Below are 14,134 nucleotides of genomic sequence, written 5' to 3' on the forward strand. Positions count from 1 at the left end.
AAATATTAACTCGCAGAATCATACAGCAGAATCATATAGAGGTGATTATAAAAGTGAAGGAAACCGTAGGCGTATTGGTCATGTCGTATGGCACCCCGGAAAGCTTGGAGCAGGTAGAGGCGTATTATACGCATATCCGGCGCGGCAGCGCGCCTTCTCCCGAGCAGCTTAAGGAACTGAAGGACAGATATGAAGCCATCGTAGGAGGCGTATTTCCCCTTCGTGAAAATACGGACCGGCAGGTACACAACTTGCAGGAGACATTGAATCGTGAAAACCGGAATCCCGATGTCGAGTTTGTGTGTTATCAGGGATTAAAGCACGCCCGCCCCTTTATCGAGGACGGAGTCGGGCAAATGGCGGCGGACGGCATTAAGAAGGCGATCGGGATTGTGCTCGCTCCGCACTATTCTTCCATGAGCGTGGCAGGTTATATCAAACGGGCACAGGAAAAAGCGGCTGAACTCGGGCTGAAAATGACATTTATCGAAAGCTACCATCTGCACCCGAAATTGATCAAGGCTCTGTCCGAAAGAGTGTCGGCCAAGCTGGATCTGTTCGAGGAAGCAGGCGCCGACCGCGGTTCGGTGCAGGTCCTGTTCAGCGCGCACAGCTTGCCTGAACGTATTCTCTCCATCGGTGATCCTTATGTCGATCAGCTCATGGAAACCTCCAAAGCAGTGGCCGAAAGCGCCGGCGTGACCCGCTGGCAGTTTACCTGGCAAAGCGCGGGTCGCACGTCTGAACCATGGCTTGGGCCCGATATTTTGGACACGCTCCATACGCTGAGCGAGAAACAGGTAAAAGACGTGCTGGTTGCTCCTGTAGGCTTCGTATCCGATCATCTGGAAGTGCTGTACGATCTGGATATTGAAGCTCAGGCGGTGGCAAGGGAGCTGGATATGCGGCTGATGCGCATCGAATCCTTGAACAGTGACCCTCTCTATATGGAGACTTTGAGCGATGTCATTATAGACAAGTGGAAACAGTTTGATTAAAAGATGACTTTTTGAACTACCTCTAAAAGAGCAGCAGGGACCCCCGCCGTGTGAAGTAACCGGCGGGGGTTCTCTTTGCAGAGAGTCCTGATATATAATGAAGAAGTCTGTGAGACAATGAAATAACAAGGAGGAGTTATGCCCCCCTCAAGAGTGGAGGAGCGAAATGCTCTGCAGAAACGGCGGCGACGGAGCCGGATAAGGGCCGTGACCGCAATCAATCTTATACTATTGTTTATGATTTTCGCAATTATTGGTTATTATTACATAACGGAAGGGAATGAACAGATTAGCAGGCAGATGACAGCCGGCTCCGATCCTGGAAAGCCGAGTGACGATACCGATCCCGGAACGTCTGATGACGCTTCAGTTCCCGGGCCAGCAGCGCAGGCGCAGCAGGAGTCGGAAAAGGAAACGGTTCCGGAGGCCGAGCCGGATATAAGTGCTCCGGAGCCGGTCGAGACGGAGACGGCTCCGAATCCGGTCCAGGAGGAGACCGGCTCGGAAGAGGGCGTCGATACGTCAGATGGAGCAGGGGAATCTGCTGCTCAGGCTGAAGATGAAGATACAGAAGGAGCAGCGGCACCTGAAACAAAGGGGCCTGAATTAGAGAAGCCTGAAGCAGAGGACGCTCCTGCTGCGCATACCACCGGATCGGACAGTGTCATTTTAAACTTCGTAGGTGACATGCAATTTTCCGGCAAAGTGGAGCAGCTTCTGCAGGAGCAGGGCTATGACTATCCGTACAAGAGGCTGGGCAGCCTGTTCAAATCGGATGATTTGACGGTAGGCAATCTGGAGACCCCCGTAACAGACGGGGGTACAGGGGCAGCGAATAAAACCTATGTATATAAGTCCTCCCCCGATGCCCTTCCCGAGCTGGCGGCAGCCGGGATGGATGTGGTGAATGTGGCCAATAATCATATTTTGGACCAGGGCGTCTCGGGACTGAAGGATACACTGACTTATCTGCGTCAATACGGGATTTTGTATATGGGGGCTGGCAAGAATGCGGAGGAAGCTTATGCTCCCGTATATGTGAAACGAAACGGAATGACGATCGCCCTGCTGGGATTCAGCCGCGTCATCCCCGAAGTCAGCTGGTATGCCGGTGCGAAAAGCGCCGGGGTGGCGGGAGTCTACGATCCTGCAGCGGCTCTGCAGGCAATCCGGCAGGCAAGCAAAAAGGCGGATCTGGTGATTGTCACGGCGCATTGGGGCAAGGAACGTGCTTCCGTCCTTGAGGACCATCAGACTGAGCTGGCCCATGCATTTATAGACGCGGGAGCGGATATTGTCATTGGAAGCCACCCCCATGTTCTGCAGGGTCTTGAGATGTACAAGGGCAAATGGATAGCTTACAGCACAGGCAATTTTATTTTTTCCAAATCATTGACAGAAGCTACCTGGGATACAGCTGTTTTTCAGGCATCCTGCACAAAAGATGGCGCGTGCGGCATGAAGCTGATTCCGTGCAGGGCAGAGCTTGGGCAGCCTATACCTCTGTCCGGAGAGAAGGCTGCGAACATTCTCAAGAAGGTCGAGAACATGTCTTCTCCCAATGTAAGTATCGACAGCACGGGCAGAGCGGCGGCAGGCTGATAACACTTCAAATAACGATGATGGAGGGCGAGCAGGATGCATAACCTCTGTGTGGCTCACCGCGGCTCTTCCCATGCGGCGCCTGAGAACACGCTGGCTGCGTTCAAGCAGGCGATGGCATTTCCGTTTGTGAAGTGGATAGAGCTGGACGTCCAGCTATCACGGGACGGGGTTCCTGTTGTGATCCATGACTTTCGGCTGGAGCGCACGACCAATGGGTCAGGGCTGGTCAAGGACAGGTCATGGGATGAGCTGCGCAGGCTGGATGCGGGCTCCTGGAAGAGCCCGCGTTACCGCGGTGAACCCATTCCATCGTTAGCTGAGGTGCTTGATCTGTGCCGCGGCAAGGTTCGGCTGAATATTGAGCTAAAAACATCGGGAGACATGTATCCTGGACTGGAAAGTGCGGTGCTCCGTCAGATTGTTGCACGCGGTATGGAGCAGGAGATCGTATTGACATCGTTCGACCAGCAGGCACTGCGCAAAGTGAAGGAGCTTATGCCGGAGGTATGCACGGGCCTGATTACTGATATCAGGCCAGCAGATCTGTCGGGGAGGCTTTCAGCGCTGGGCTGCTCCTTTCTGTCCATGGCCTACCCGAAGATTGATGCCAGGCTGATGGCCGAAATGTCGGAGCAGGGCATAACGGTGATGGCCTGGACTGTGGATCAGGTTGGGATTATACGCAGTCTTGCCTCCCTCCACCCGGACCTGATGATCTGCACCAACCGGCCTGAGGCATGGGAGCAGGCGATGAAGAGGAAAAGCTTGATTGGCAATACCATATTAACCGTAAAGAGGTGGCTGATTCGATGAACAGAGAAATTCGCAATGTTTACTGTGTGGGACGCAATTATAAGCTGCACGCGGAAGAGCTGGGCAATGCCGTGCCTGAAAAGCCGATGATTTTCCTTAAGCCGTCTCATGCGGTTGTGCCCATGAATGGAGAAACCCTTCAGCTGCCTTTGGACCAGGGAGAGCTGCACTATGAAGCCGAGCTCGTTGTGAGATTGGGGCGAAGCTATGAACGGGGCATGAAGGTGGATGAATGCATCGAGGCGTTTGCGTTTGGCATCGACTTTACACTCCGTGACGTGCAGTCTGTCATCAAGCAAAAAGGCCATCCCTGGACGGCGGCCAAAGCCTTCAAAAACTCGGCTCCCCTGACTCCGTTTTTGTCGTTCGCAGGAGAAGCCGCTCTCCTGAACCATGACTTCTCCCTGCGTAAAAATGAGGTGGAGGTACAGCGCGGCAACGTGAAGGACATGATCTTTTCCCTGCAGGAAATTGCGGATTATATTGCCGACCATTACGGCCTGGGCAAGGGGGATCTGATCTTTACCGGAACTCCGGCCGGAGTCGGGCCAGTGGTCAAAGGCGATGTACTGGAGCTCCGCTGGGCGGACGAAATACAGGGAGCATGTACGATCGGTTAAAGGAATCATTCTACAGTCGCAATCCGGGGTATCCCATTAGGTCTGTTGACCTGGGATTCCCTTTTTTTGTGTTCTGGGACGCTTCGTGCATATTCTTAAATCGCTGTTTTCCCCGGGTGACAGGCAGCATGGTATAATCATAAACAGAGCCTGCGAAAGGGTCATGCCAGCAGGCGTGGATGGATTTGACGGGAGGGTATATGGTGGACTGGTTGATTGGAGCGGCGGGAGCCCTTCTTGTGGGCGGTGCCGCATACAGGAGGAAATCGCTGACTTTATCCGGTTTTGCAGCGGCATTTGTAATGGGCACGGTCTATTACGGAGCCGGTGATCTGTTCTGGTTTGGCATTTTGCTGATGTTTTTTATAACATCCACACTGCTTTCGAAGTACAAGCAGGAGCGCAAGGCGGAGCTTGAGAAATCCTATGCCAAAACAGGCAACCGGGATGCCGGCCAGGTATTTGCCAATGGTGGGCTAGGCATGCTGCTGTGTGCAGGTTATGCGGTATGGCCGCATCCGGCATGGGTCTTTCTTTTTATCGGCGTCATGGCGACGGTCACTGCAGATACCTGGGCGACCGAGATTGGCAGCTTGAGCCGTCAGGCTCCGCGTTCCGTGCTGAACGGGCGCCAGCTTCCGCCTGGAACCAGCGGTGGCGTATCCGCTTTAGGGACAAGCGCGGCTGTAGCAGGTGGCGTTCTGATTGGCTTGAGCGCCTGGTTGTTCCAATCCATCCTTGACGGGAGCACGCTCCCATGGTGGGCCTGGATTGTGTCTGGAGGCGTTGCGGGCGCGGCAGGTGCTTTTGCAGACTCCTATCTAGGAGCGACGGTGCAGTACATGAGCCGCTGCCGGGTTTGCGGACGTGAAGTGGAGGTTGGCAGCCATTGCGGTCAGGCGACGGAGAAGGCACGGGGATGGGCCTGGATGAGCAATGACGCAGTGAATCTGATCAGTTCCGCAGCAGGCGGAGTAGTCGCTTTGGCCCTGGGATATCTATGGATGTGAGGAGTATATATAGATGAACATATTAACGGTTGAAAATCTATCAAAAAGCTATGGGGAAAAAATACTGTTCCGGGACGCTTCCTTCGGCATGGATGAACTCGACAAAATCGGTGTCGTGGGTGTCAACGGTACGGGGAAATCGACCTTTTTGCGGGTGATCGCAGGGCTTGAAACGCCGGACAGCGGGCAGGTTGCCGTCAACAATGATGTCCGGATTCAATATTTGGCGCAAAATCCCGATTTTGATCCGGATGTGACGGTGCTGCAGCAGATTTTTCAAGGGACGCTTCCGGAAATGAGGGCGGTAAGGGAGTACATGGAGGTAATGGAGCTGCTGGAGCTGAATCCTGGCAGTGAGGAGCTTCAAAGACGCCTGCTGTCTGCCAATCAGCAGATGGATGCTCTGGGGGTATGGCAGCTGGAGAGCGATGCCAAGAGCGTGCTTACGAAGCTCGGCATTACCCAGTTTGATGCCAAAATGGGGACGCTCTCCGGCGGGCAGCGCAAACGGGTAGCGCTGGCGGCGGCGCTGATTCAGCCCTGCGAGCTGCTGATCCTGGATGAGCCCACCAACCATATCGATAATGATTCTGTTGCATGGCTGGAGCAGTATTTGCAGAAAAGACGCGGTGCCTTGCTGATGATTACCCATGACCGCTATTTTCTGGACAGGGTGGCTACGGTCATGCTGGAGCTGGATCATGGCCGCTTGTACCGTTACGAGGCAAACTACAGCAAATTTCTGGAGCTGAAGGCCGAGCGTGAGGAGAGGGAGGCAGCCTCCGAGCAGAAGCGGCAAAACCTGCTGCGCAATGAGCTTGCCTGGATCCGGCGCGGCGCCAAGGCTCGCACGACAAAGCAGAAGGCAAGAATCGAGCGCTTCGAAAAGCTGATGGAGCAGCAGCCCGAGCAGCGCGGGGGCGCCATGGATGTGTCTGTCGCTTCAACCAGGCTGGGCAAAAAAATACTGGAAATCGACGGCCTGTCCAAATCGGTTGAAGGGCGCACGCTGATTGAGCATCTGGATTACACGGCGGTGCCTGGCGACCGGATCGGCATCGTCGGACCGAATGGAAGCGGCAAATCCACGCTGCTGAATATGATTGCCGGCCAGATTGAGCCAGACCGCGGACAGGTTGTGCTGGGAGCTACAGTGAAGCTGGGTTATTTCACCCAGGAGCATCAGGAGATGAACCCGAATCAGCGGGTGATTGAATATATCAAGGAAGGGGCGGAGGTCATCCGCACCGATGACGGCAGCACCATTACAGCTGCTCAGATGCTGGAGCGTTTCCTGTTCCCGCCGAACATGCAGTGGTCCATGATTTCCCGCTTGTCCGGAGGCGAGAAGCGGCGTTTGTATCTGCTGCGTGTTCTGATGGAAGCGCCGAATGTGCTGCTGCTGGATGAGCCTACGAATGATCTAGATATTCAGACGCTGGGCGTGCTGGAGGATTATCTGGACGATTTTCCGGGTGTGGTTATCACCGTTTCCCATGACCGCTTCTTCCTGGACCGGACGGCAGACAAAATATTTGCTTTTGAGGGCGGCGGACAGGTTCGAGTGCATGTAGGCAACTATACGGAATATGCCGAATGGATCGCCCGCAATGCACCAGCCAAACAGCAGGCTTCTGCACCCTCGGGTGAAAAATCCGGTCAAACGAAAAAAGAGAAGGCTGCGGACACTGCGAAGGCACCGGTGAAAGAGAAGCTGAAATTCAGCTATAAAGAGCAGAGAGAATTTGAGCAAATCGATGAAATGATAGAGAAGGCGGAGCAGCGCCTCGCCCGGATCGCTGCAGACATGGAACAGGCATTTAGCGATTCGGCCCGGCTGCAGGAGCTGATGGTGCAGCAAGCCGAAGCGGAGCAGGAGCTGGAGCATCTGATGGAGCGGTGGGCCTATCTGAACGAACTGGCTGAAAAAATTGAACAAAGCAAGGGCTCATAAATAGAGCGGATACTATAAAGGCCTCCTGGAAGACCGCATGATTGCGATTCCGGGAGGCCTTTTAGCCGTAATGCATTATTGCTTTAAGTCAGGATATATGCAGCGAGCAGACGGGAAGTATTCAGCACAGCCTGCTTATGGGTGCGCTCCATCGCATGGGAGGCATGAACGCCTGGGCCGACCAGTGCAGCGCGGATATTGCTGCCGCCCTTGAGCGCTGCGGACGCATCCGAGCCGTACTGCGGATAGATGTCGACGGCATAAGGGATCTCAAGCTGGCGGGCAAGCTCGATCAGCCTGCTTGTCATGTCATAGTCATACGGACCTGACGAGTCCTTGGCGCAGATGGAAACGTCCGTTTCCTTGCAGCTCAGATCATCACCGATTGCTCCCATATCCACCGCGATCATCTCGCGGATGTCGGCAGGGATATAAGAAGCGCCGTGGCCAACCTCTTCGTAATTGGAAATCAGCAGCTTGACATTGCGCTTTGGCGTCCATTGCTCGCGTCGGCATGATTCCAGCAGCCCGAACAGCGCCGCTACGCTGGCCTTATCATCCAGGTGGCGTGATTTAACATATCCGCTTGGCGTCACGACGGCACGGGCGTCGAAAGAAATAAAATCCCCTACGGCAATACCCAACTTCAGCACATCCTCTTTGGTATCCACCAATTCGTCGATTCGTACCTCCATATTGCTTTCCTTGCGCTCAAAGGTGCGTGCATCCGCATAGACGTGAACGGAAGGATGAGCGGACAGAATGGTGCCTGTATAGATTTTTCCGCTCCGGGTATGTATTTGGCAGTATTCATTCTCGATGCTGTTCATCATGAATCCGCCGACGGAAGTGATGCGCAGTGTCCCGTGGGGCGTTACAGAACGCACCATTGCACCGAGCGTATCCACATGAGCGCTCAGGGCTATCGTGTGATCCGCGTTTTCGCCCTGCAGCGTAATGATGGCGCCGCCTTTGGCATTCCATTCCACGGGAAATCCGAGCTTCTCCGCTTCATCACGCACAATTTCCATTACTTTACGGGTGTACCCGCTTGGGCTGGGGGTGTCCAGCAATTTCTTAAGTAAAGAAATAATGTAATCTTCATTTGGTTGAATATTCACGAAAACAGGTTCCTCCTTATTTAACCGGCAGGTCTGCCCCCTCAACGGAAGAGACTTCGGTCGAAGCGGCCTTCCCGGCATCTCCGGGTGTATGCTCCTCCAGTGGCTCTGCTCCGGAAGCCTGGGGTGGCTGCTGTAGTAGCTCCACCTGGCGCTTGAGGCGTTTAATTTCGCGCTGCAGCTTGAATTGGCGGAATATACCCAGGGAGCCTACGATCAGGCCTCCGAGCAGTGTACAGCCCAAAATCAACAAAATCAGCGGAATTTCGACAACCTGGAACAACAGGTTTACCTTAACCGTATTGACGTTGATGACAGCGAAGATTGCGGTCAGCAAAGCGATAATTAATGCAGAGATCAGAGACCATTGTAATCTCATCAGGGCCACCTCCTTGGCATGATAAGTATAAAATCCCTTGTCTATGAAAGGCAAGGGATTTTATGACAGCACCAATTCGACACCTTTTTGCAGAACTCTGCTCTACAGGAATCAGCTTAGCTCAGGAGAGCTTTTCCATCTCCTCAATCAGTTCCTTGAACACGCTCATAGCCTCGCGAATCGGCTGTGGCGAAGACATGTCTACGCCTGCTTTTTTCAGAATGTTGATGGAGTAATCGCTGCCCCCGCTTTTGAGGAAGCCGAGATAACGGTCCACCGCAGGCTGGCCTTCCTCCAGAATTTGCTTGGAAAAGCTCGTGGCCGCAGAGAAGCCTGTCGCATATTTGTACACATAGAAGCTGTTGTAAAAATGCGGGATACGCGCCCATTCCATAGCAATATCCTTATCCACGTGCATATCCGGTCCATGGTACTTCACATTCAGATCATAATAGATATCCGACAGCACCTGCGGTGTCAGGGATTCACCCTGTTCAGCCCGTTCATGAATGATCTTCTCGAACTCGGCAAACATCGTTTGCCGGAATACCGTCGTACGGAACTGGTCGGCATAATAGGTGAGCAGATACATTTTTTCCTTCGGGTCCTGCGATTTTTTCAGCAGGTAATCCATCAGCAAGGCCTCATTCGTCGTTGAAGCCACTTCCGCGAGGAAAATGGTATACTGGGCGTCACGGTAAGGCAGCGCGTTATCCGAATAATAGGAATGCAGCGCGTGGCCCATTTCATGTGCCAGCGTAAACATGCTGTTCAGATTGTCCTTATGGTTCAGGAGCACATAGGGATGGGTGCCGTAGGCTCCCCAGCTGTAGGCGCCTGTGCGTTTGTTCTCATTCTCATAAACGTCGATCCAGCGATCGGTGTAGCCTTTTTTCAGCGCGGCCAGATAATCCTCGCCGAGAGGTTTGAGTCCTTCCAGCGTAGTGTCCTTGGCTTCGTCATAGGTGATGTCCATCTTGTATTCATCCACCAGCGGGGCGAACAAGTCATACATATGAAGCTCATCTACACCGAGCAGCTTTTTTCTCAGCTTCATATAACGGTGCAGGAGAGGAAGGCTTTCATGGATTGTGTCGACCAGGTTCGTGTACACTTCCTTTGGAATGTTGTCACCATAAAGGGACATTTCCAACACGGAAGGGTACTTGCGGACTCTGGAATAAAAAATATTTTTCGTTACATTGGCGCTCAGCGCGGCAGCGATCGTATTTTTGTTGGCAGCATACGTATCATATACGGCTTTGAAGGCCCGTTCGCGAACTTCACGGTTGGGGTTCTCCAGGAACTGGATGTAGCTGCCGTGCGTCAGTTCAACCTCGTTGCCGTTCTCGTCCTTGATGCGCGGAAATTTCAGATCCGCATTGTTGAGCATGCCGAAGATCGTCTGCGGGGCCTGGGAAAGATTGCCGACTTGGGCAAGCAGTGCTTCTTCGGGTTTGCTCAGAATATGCGCCTTCTCGCGCTTCATCTCCTGCAGCGTGAATTTGTAAGGAGCAAGCTCCGGAGCGGCGATAAACTCATCCAGCTTGCCTTCAGGCAGGGATAAAATTTCAGGAGTAATAAAAGAGAGCGCTTCGCTGACTTCCACGCTGAGCTTTTTCGCTTTTTGCGACAAAGCCTGGTATGTAGGCTCCGCAGTATCTTCATCATGATGGAGATGGGCGTATACGTATACCCGTTCTGTTTTAAGCGATAATTCATCTTCAAGCTTGAAGCAGTCGCGAACTGCTTCGGCACGATCCAGCTTGCCCTGGAAGAAGGAGGCTTTCTTTGTTAATTGCTTGATTTCCTCGTATTCCTTGTCCCAGGCCTGTTGATTCGGGAACAGATCTTCCAGCTTCCAGCTGTTTTCCGATGCTACTTCTTCACGCTTCAATACTTTACTCATAGGGGGCCTCCTTTGTTCTTTCATCTGCGATGTGCGGGTTACGGTTTTGGCGTCTGCAGGCACCAGCGGAGAGAGCAGGCTGATGGCGAGCAGGACGGCTAGTGGTTTGGCAGGCCGCAAACATGCATCCTCCTTTTACCATGACATATAAGTCATAGTATGGCCTCAGGGGGATGCAAATATAATTTGCCGCTTTTAGCCGGAACCACCCAGCATCAAACCGTATACAATAAGGAAAAAGGCAAAACAGATCATAACGACAGCCGCCAGAGCCATCCATTTCTTGAGCTGGGCGGGGATGCTGTCACGCATCATCAGGAGCACGGCTCCCAGAGTAAAGGCCAGGATAATAAAAATAATGGAACTGCTCGTATCCATGGGCGTCTTATACCTGCTTGAAAGCGTTCATGATACGCTCCCATTCTTCCTCGTTGCCTTGAAACTCTTCCTTCGGGAAGCGGTTGTTGGCCCAGTGCATCATGGCTGGGCGGCTCAGAAAAGTATGTGCTTCCTCTCCCCAGTCGTCGGAAATTTCCCGCAGGACGATGTAGCGGCCCTGGACCTCGACTGTCATCATGTTCCATTTGTCTTTTTTGTATATTTCATGCTTTTTCATCATATGCATATCTCCGTAAGTGTTTTGGTCCATAATACCGCAGACGGCAGGGAAAAACAAATCATTCCAGCGACCCAAAACATCAATTGCAATGTTGAAAATGATGGAGTATAATATGGATATTCGCCATAGATGGCGGTATTTTTAGGAGGTTGTTCACTTGAAGGGTACAGTTAAATGGTTTAACGCAGAGAAAGGCTATGGCTTTATCTCCACTGAAGGCGGCGAAGACGTTTTCGTACATTTCTCCGCAATCCAAGGCGAAGGCTTCAAAACTTTGGATGAAGGTCAAGAAGTAGAATTCGAAATCACGGAAGGTAACCGTGGACCTCAAGCAGCTAACGTAACTAAATTGTAAGAATATTTCCGGTAAACGGATCTCTTATAAAGTTCGGCTGAACGTCATAAAAGCGCAGTTTTCCCGTTGGGAGCTGCGCTTTTTTGCTTCCACTGGTTTAACTGGTGTTAAATATACATAATGACCACAACTTTGACTATTAGAGGAGCTGATTGTCATGGCTATGGCCGCTGCGCGGACCGGTCCGTCTCTTACGGAAGGGCCAATTGCGAAAACGCTTTTTTTCTTCTCTCTCCCCATGCTGCTGGGTAATGTGCTGCAGACGCTGAACGGTACCATCAATTCCATTTGGGTGGGCAAATTTCTCGGTGAAGCGGCCCTGACCGCGGCCTCCAACGGCAACATTATTTTATTTTTTCTGATCAGCTCCATTTTCGGCGTCACCATGGCTGCCACGATTCTGATCGGCCAGAGCATCGGGGCAAAGGATATCGCCAAGGCGAAACGGATTGTCGGCACGAGCGCCGTCTTTTTTCTTTTGCTGGCATTGCTGATTGGCGCTGCGGGTATTTTGCTTTCGCCTTCGATTCTGACGGCTTTGAATACGCCTGCGGAATCCCTTGAAATGGCGATCATCTATACAAGGATTATTTTTGCAGGCATCCCGTTTATGTTCGGATTCAACTACATTATGACGGTGCTGCGGGGATCGGGCGACTCGAAAACGCCTTTTTACTTTCTGATTTTATGCGTTGTGCTGGACGTTGCTCTTAATCCGGTGTTCATCTTCGGGCTCGGTCCCGTACCCGAGCTCGGAATCGGCGGTTCGGCGCTGGCAACGGTCATCGCGAATTTGATCAGCTTTCTATGCATGATGATCTATCTGTATCGTATGAAATATTTTTTGCGCATTACTAAGGATGAATTGCACCTGCTGCGGATGGACCTCGGTATCATTTGGACACTCATCCGCAAAGGGGTGCCGATGGGGCTGCAAATGATCGTCGTTACCACCAGTGCAATCATGCTGATGTATCTTGTCAACAGCTTTGGCGTTGATGCGGCTGCAGCCTATACGGCGGCGAACAATTTGTCCAGCTATGTCCAGATGCCGGCGATGGCGCTGGGAGCTGCGGTGTCTTCCTTCGCCGCCCAGAATATCGGCGCCCGGCGCTGGGACCGCGTCCACCGTACAACCTGGATCGGCGTTCTGTTCAATCTGCTCATGACAGGGGGCCTGGTTGTGGTGATCCATATCTTTAACCGGGAGGCGTTGCTGCTGTTTCTGCCGTCCTCCGGCCAGGCGCTGGAGATCGGGATGAGGATTAATGAAATTACACTGTGGAGCTTTGTGCTGTTTGGCGTCATGAATGTAATTACAGGGGTTGTCCGTTCCACGGGAGCCGTCATTGTGCCGCTGCTGATCACTACGCTGGCATTGTGGGGGATACGGATTCCGCTGGCTTATCTGCTGGTGGATGACTTTGGACTGAACGCAGTATGGTGGAGCTTTCCCATTGGCTTTGCCGTCGCGATGACTGCCGGAATCCTGTATTATGTGTCTGGAAAATGGCAGAACGCATCCATGGATGGCGCCCGGGAAAAGCAGCCGGAACCTGTCGAAAAGTGACTTTCTTTATTTGTGCAAACTGGGCGATCATATTATAATAAGCTTGTTTGGATAGGTTGCGAAAAACGTAGACACATTGTGGAGGCACCGTCATTTGAATGATATTGAGCTAAGACAATTTCAGGCTCCGCGCGGTCCCTTCGGGTTGATGAAACGAATGTACAGATACATCATTCCCGAGACACAGCGTACCCTGGAATATTGGCGCCAGACGGCTGAACAAATTCCGGATACCGAATTAAAGAAGCAGGCGCTTGCAAGCATATCAGGCAAGGCGTTTCATTGTATCGGCGGCTCGGTCTATGCGGCGGTTAATCTGCCGGTCCGCCATACGCTGATCCAATTGATCGTCGCTTATCAGACGATCAGCGACTATCTCGATAATTTGTGTGACCGAAGCACGTCTTTGGACCCGGATGATTTCAGACTGCTGCACCAGTCCATGCTCGATGCGGTTAATCCGGCGGCGGAACCTGTTCATTATTATGCTTTACGGGACGAACAGGAAGATGGAGGATACCTGCTTCACCTGGTGGAGACTTGTCAGTCATGCATACGCAAGCTTCCGGGTTATGAAGCCGCCATGCCTTATATTCTTGATCTGGCAAGGCTTTATACCGATCTGCAGGTATACAAGCATATCAAGCCGGAGCTCCGGGAAGCAGCATTAATGGATTGGTGGAACCTTCATAAAGAGCGGACACCGGAATTGCGATGGAATGAATTTGCGGCGGCGACGGGTTCAACGCTGGGCGTGTTTATGCTGTTTCTGGCTGCCAGCGACCCCCATCTGACCGATTCGGGGGCAGCCGCAATTCACCGCTCGTATTTTCCGCATGTCTGCGGTCTGCATATATTGCTGGATTATCTGATCGACCAGAACGAAGACCGTATAGGCGGGGATTTGAACTTTTGCAATGACTATGAAGATACCGAAACCATGGTTGACCGGTTCGTGTTCATTGTAAACAGGGCGCGGGAGGATGTGTCTTCAGTACCTGATAGCTCCTTTCACCGGATGATTATCGAGGGACTGCTTGCATTATATTTATCCGACCCCAAGGTCAGCGAGCAGCAGGAGGTCCGCCTCGTTTCAAAGCGTTTAATGAAGAAAAGCCCGCTCATGCGTTTGTTCTTTTTCGTGAACAGTCGTTGGATTCGAAGGCAATTATGAGAATTTA

At 52.4% G+C, this 14,134-nt stretch carries 14 protein-coding genes; 9 read left to right on the forward strand and 5 right to left on the reverse strand.

Going from position 1 to position 14,134, the window contains the following annotated elements; all coding sequences use genetic code 11:
- The first annotated feature begins 53 nt into the window (after positions 1-53).
- The 6 genes from hemH to ACE5KN_RS00385 all read left to right on the forward strand — a co-directional run bounded on the left by hemH (position 54) and on the right by ACE5KN_RS00385 (position 7,000).
- Positions 54-998, forward strand: coding sequence for a ferrochelatase (hemH, locus tag ACE5KN_RS00360; protein ID WP_375524972.1), 945 nt, complete (start codon positions 54-56; stop codon positions 996-998).
- Between the two features lie 138 nt (positions 999-1,136).
- Positions 1,137-2,600, forward strand: coding sequence for a CapA family protein (locus tag ACE5KN_RS00365; protein ID WP_445993922.1), 1,464 nt, complete (start codon positions 1,137-1,139; stop codon positions 2,598-2,600).
- A gap of 36 nt (positions 2,601-2,636) precedes the next feature.
- Complete coding sequence (locus tag ACE5KN_RS00370) at positions 2,637-3,416, forward strand: glycerophosphodiester phosphodiesterase (protein WP_375524974.1); 780 nt, start codon at positions 2,637-2,639, stop codon at positions 3,414-3,416.
- Entirely contained in the window at positions 3,413-4,036 is a 624-nt protein-coding gene (locus ACE5KN_RS00375; RefSeq protein WP_375524975.1) for a fumarylacetoacetate hydrolase family protein, read from the forward strand. Before ACE5KN_RS00370 ends, ACE5KN_RS00375 begins: the two co-directional genes overlap by 4 nt.
- Positions 4,037-4,239: 203 nt before the next feature.
- The gene (locus tag ACE5KN_RS00380; protein ID WP_375524976.1) at positions 4,240-5,046 is read left to right on the forward strand and encodes a DUF92 domain-containing protein; all 807 of its coding nucleotides are present in this window, start codon (positions 4,240-4,242) and stop codon (positions 5,044-5,046) included.
- Between the two features lie 13 nt (positions 5,047-5,059).
- Entirely contained in the window at positions 5,060-7,000 is a 1,941-nt protein-coding gene (locus tag ACE5KN_RS00385) for an ABC-F family ATP-binding cassette domain-containing protein (protein ID WP_375524977.1), read from the forward strand.
- Positions 7,001-7,083: 83 nt separating this feature from the next.
- On the opposite strand, the gene ACE5KN_RS00390 is transcribed toward ACE5KN_RS00385, so the two are convergent.
- The 5 genes from ACE5KN_RS00390 to ACE5KN_RS00410 all read right to left on the reverse strand — a co-directional run bounded on the left by ACE5KN_RS00390 (position 7,084) and on the right by ACE5KN_RS00410 (position 11,028).
- A complete protein-coding gene (locus tag ACE5KN_RS00390; RefSeq protein WP_375524978.1) occupies positions 7,084-8,121 on the reverse strand; it encodes a M42 family metallopeptidase in 1,038 nt (345 codons plus the stop codon).
- Between the two features lie 16 nt (positions 8,122-8,137).
- Positions 8,138-8,500 carry a LapA family protein gene (locus ACE5KN_RS00395; protein WP_375524979.1) on the reverse strand — a complete coding sequence of 121 codons (363 nt, stop codon included), beginning with the start codon at positions 8,498-8,500 and terminating at the stop codon, positions 8,138-8,140.
- Positions 8,501-8,621: 121 nt separating this feature from the next.
- Entirely contained in the window at positions 8,622-10,409 is a 1,788-nt protein-coding gene (gene pepF / locus ACE5KN_RS00400) for an oligoendopeptidase F (protein ID WP_375525124.1), read from the reverse strand.
- A gap of 195 nt (positions 10,410-10,604) precedes the next feature.
- The gene (locus tag ACE5KN_RS00405; protein ID WP_375524980.1) at positions 10,605-10,787 is read right to left on the reverse strand and encodes a hypothetical protein; all 183 of its coding nucleotides are present in this window, start codon (positions 10,785-10,787) and stop codon (positions 10,605-10,607) included.
- A 7-nt stretch (positions 10,788-10,794) separates the two neighbouring features.
- Positions 10,795-11,028: a hypothetical protein gene (locus ACE5KN_RS00410; protein ID WP_375524981.1), complete on the reverse strand. Its 234-nt coding sequence runs from the start codon at positions 11,026-11,028 to the stop codon at positions 10,795-10,797.
- A gap of 157 nt (positions 11,029-11,185) precedes the next feature.
- Here ACE5KN_RS00410 and ACE5KN_RS00415 point away from each other — a divergent pair, with 157 nt between their 5' ends.
- The 3 genes from ACE5KN_RS00415 (at position 11,186) to ACE5KN_RS00425 (ending at position 14,127) form a co-directional block, all read left to right on the forward strand.
- The gene (locus tag ACE5KN_RS00415) at positions 11,186-11,383 is read left to right on the forward strand and encodes a cold shock domain-containing protein (RefSeq protein WP_355318431.1); all 198 of its coding nucleotides are present in this window, start codon (positions 11,186-11,188) and stop codon (positions 11,381-11,383) included.
- A gap of 157 nt (positions 11,384-11,540) precedes the next feature.
- Complete coding sequence (locus ACE5KN_RS00420; RefSeq protein ID WP_375524982.1) at positions 11,541-12,953, forward strand: MATE family efflux transporter; 1,413 nt, start codon at positions 11,541-11,543, stop codon at positions 12,951-12,953.
- A gap of 94 nt (positions 12,954-13,047) precedes the next feature.
- On the forward strand, positions 13,048-14,127 hold the full coding sequence (locus ACE5KN_RS00425; protein ID WP_375524983.1) for a tetraprenyl-beta-curcumene synthase family protein: 1,080 nt from the start codon (positions 13,048-13,050) through the stop codon (positions 14,125-14,127).
- Positions 14,128-14,134 lie beyond the last annotated feature (7 nt).

The sequence above is a fragment of the Paenibacillus terreus genome, from assembly GCF_042138595.1.
Classification (GTDB): domain Bacteria; phylum Bacillota; class Bacilli; order Paenibacillales; family Paenibacillaceae; genus Paenibacillus; species Paenibacillus terreus.

Bases quoted from the DNA above. Each gene is read 5' to 3' on its own strand.
- ACE5KN_RS00385 (WP_375524977.1), top strand. From the start codon at position 5,060: ATGAACATATTAACGGTTGAAAATCTATCAAAAAGCTATGGGGAAAAA.
- ACE5KN_RS00395 (WP_375524979.1), bottom strand. From the start codon at position 8,500: ATGAGATTACAATGGTCTCTGATCTCTGCATTAATTATCGCTTTGCTG.
- ACE5KN_RS00420 (WP_375524982.1), top strand. From the start codon at position 11,541: ATGGCTATGGCCGCTGCGCGGACCGGTCCGTCTCTTACGGAAGGGCCA.
- ACE5KN_RS00365 (WP_445993922.1), top strand. From the start codon at position 1,137: ATGCCCCCCTCAAGAGTGGAGGAGCGAAATGCTCTGCAGAAACGGCGG.
- ACE5KN_RS00370 (WP_375524974.1), top strand. From the start codon at position 2,637: ATGCATAACCTCTGTGTGGCTCACCGCGGCTCTTCCCATGCGGCGCCT.
- pepF (WP_375525124.1), bottom strand. From the start codon at position 10,409: ATGAGTAAAGTATTGAAGCGTGAAGAAGTAGCATCGGAAAACAGCTGG.
- ACE5KN_RS00410 (WP_375524981.1), bottom strand. From the start codon at position 11,028: ATGATGAAAAAGCATGAAATATACAAAAAAGACAAATGGAACATGATG.
- ACE5KN_RS00375 (WP_375524975.1), top strand. From the start codon at position 3,413: ATGAACAGAGAAATTCGCAATGTTTACTGTGTGGGACGCAATTATAAG.
- ACE5KN_RS00405 (WP_375524980.1), bottom strand. From the start codon at position 10,787: ATGGATACGAGCAGTTCCATTATTTTTATTATCCTGGCCTTTACTCTG.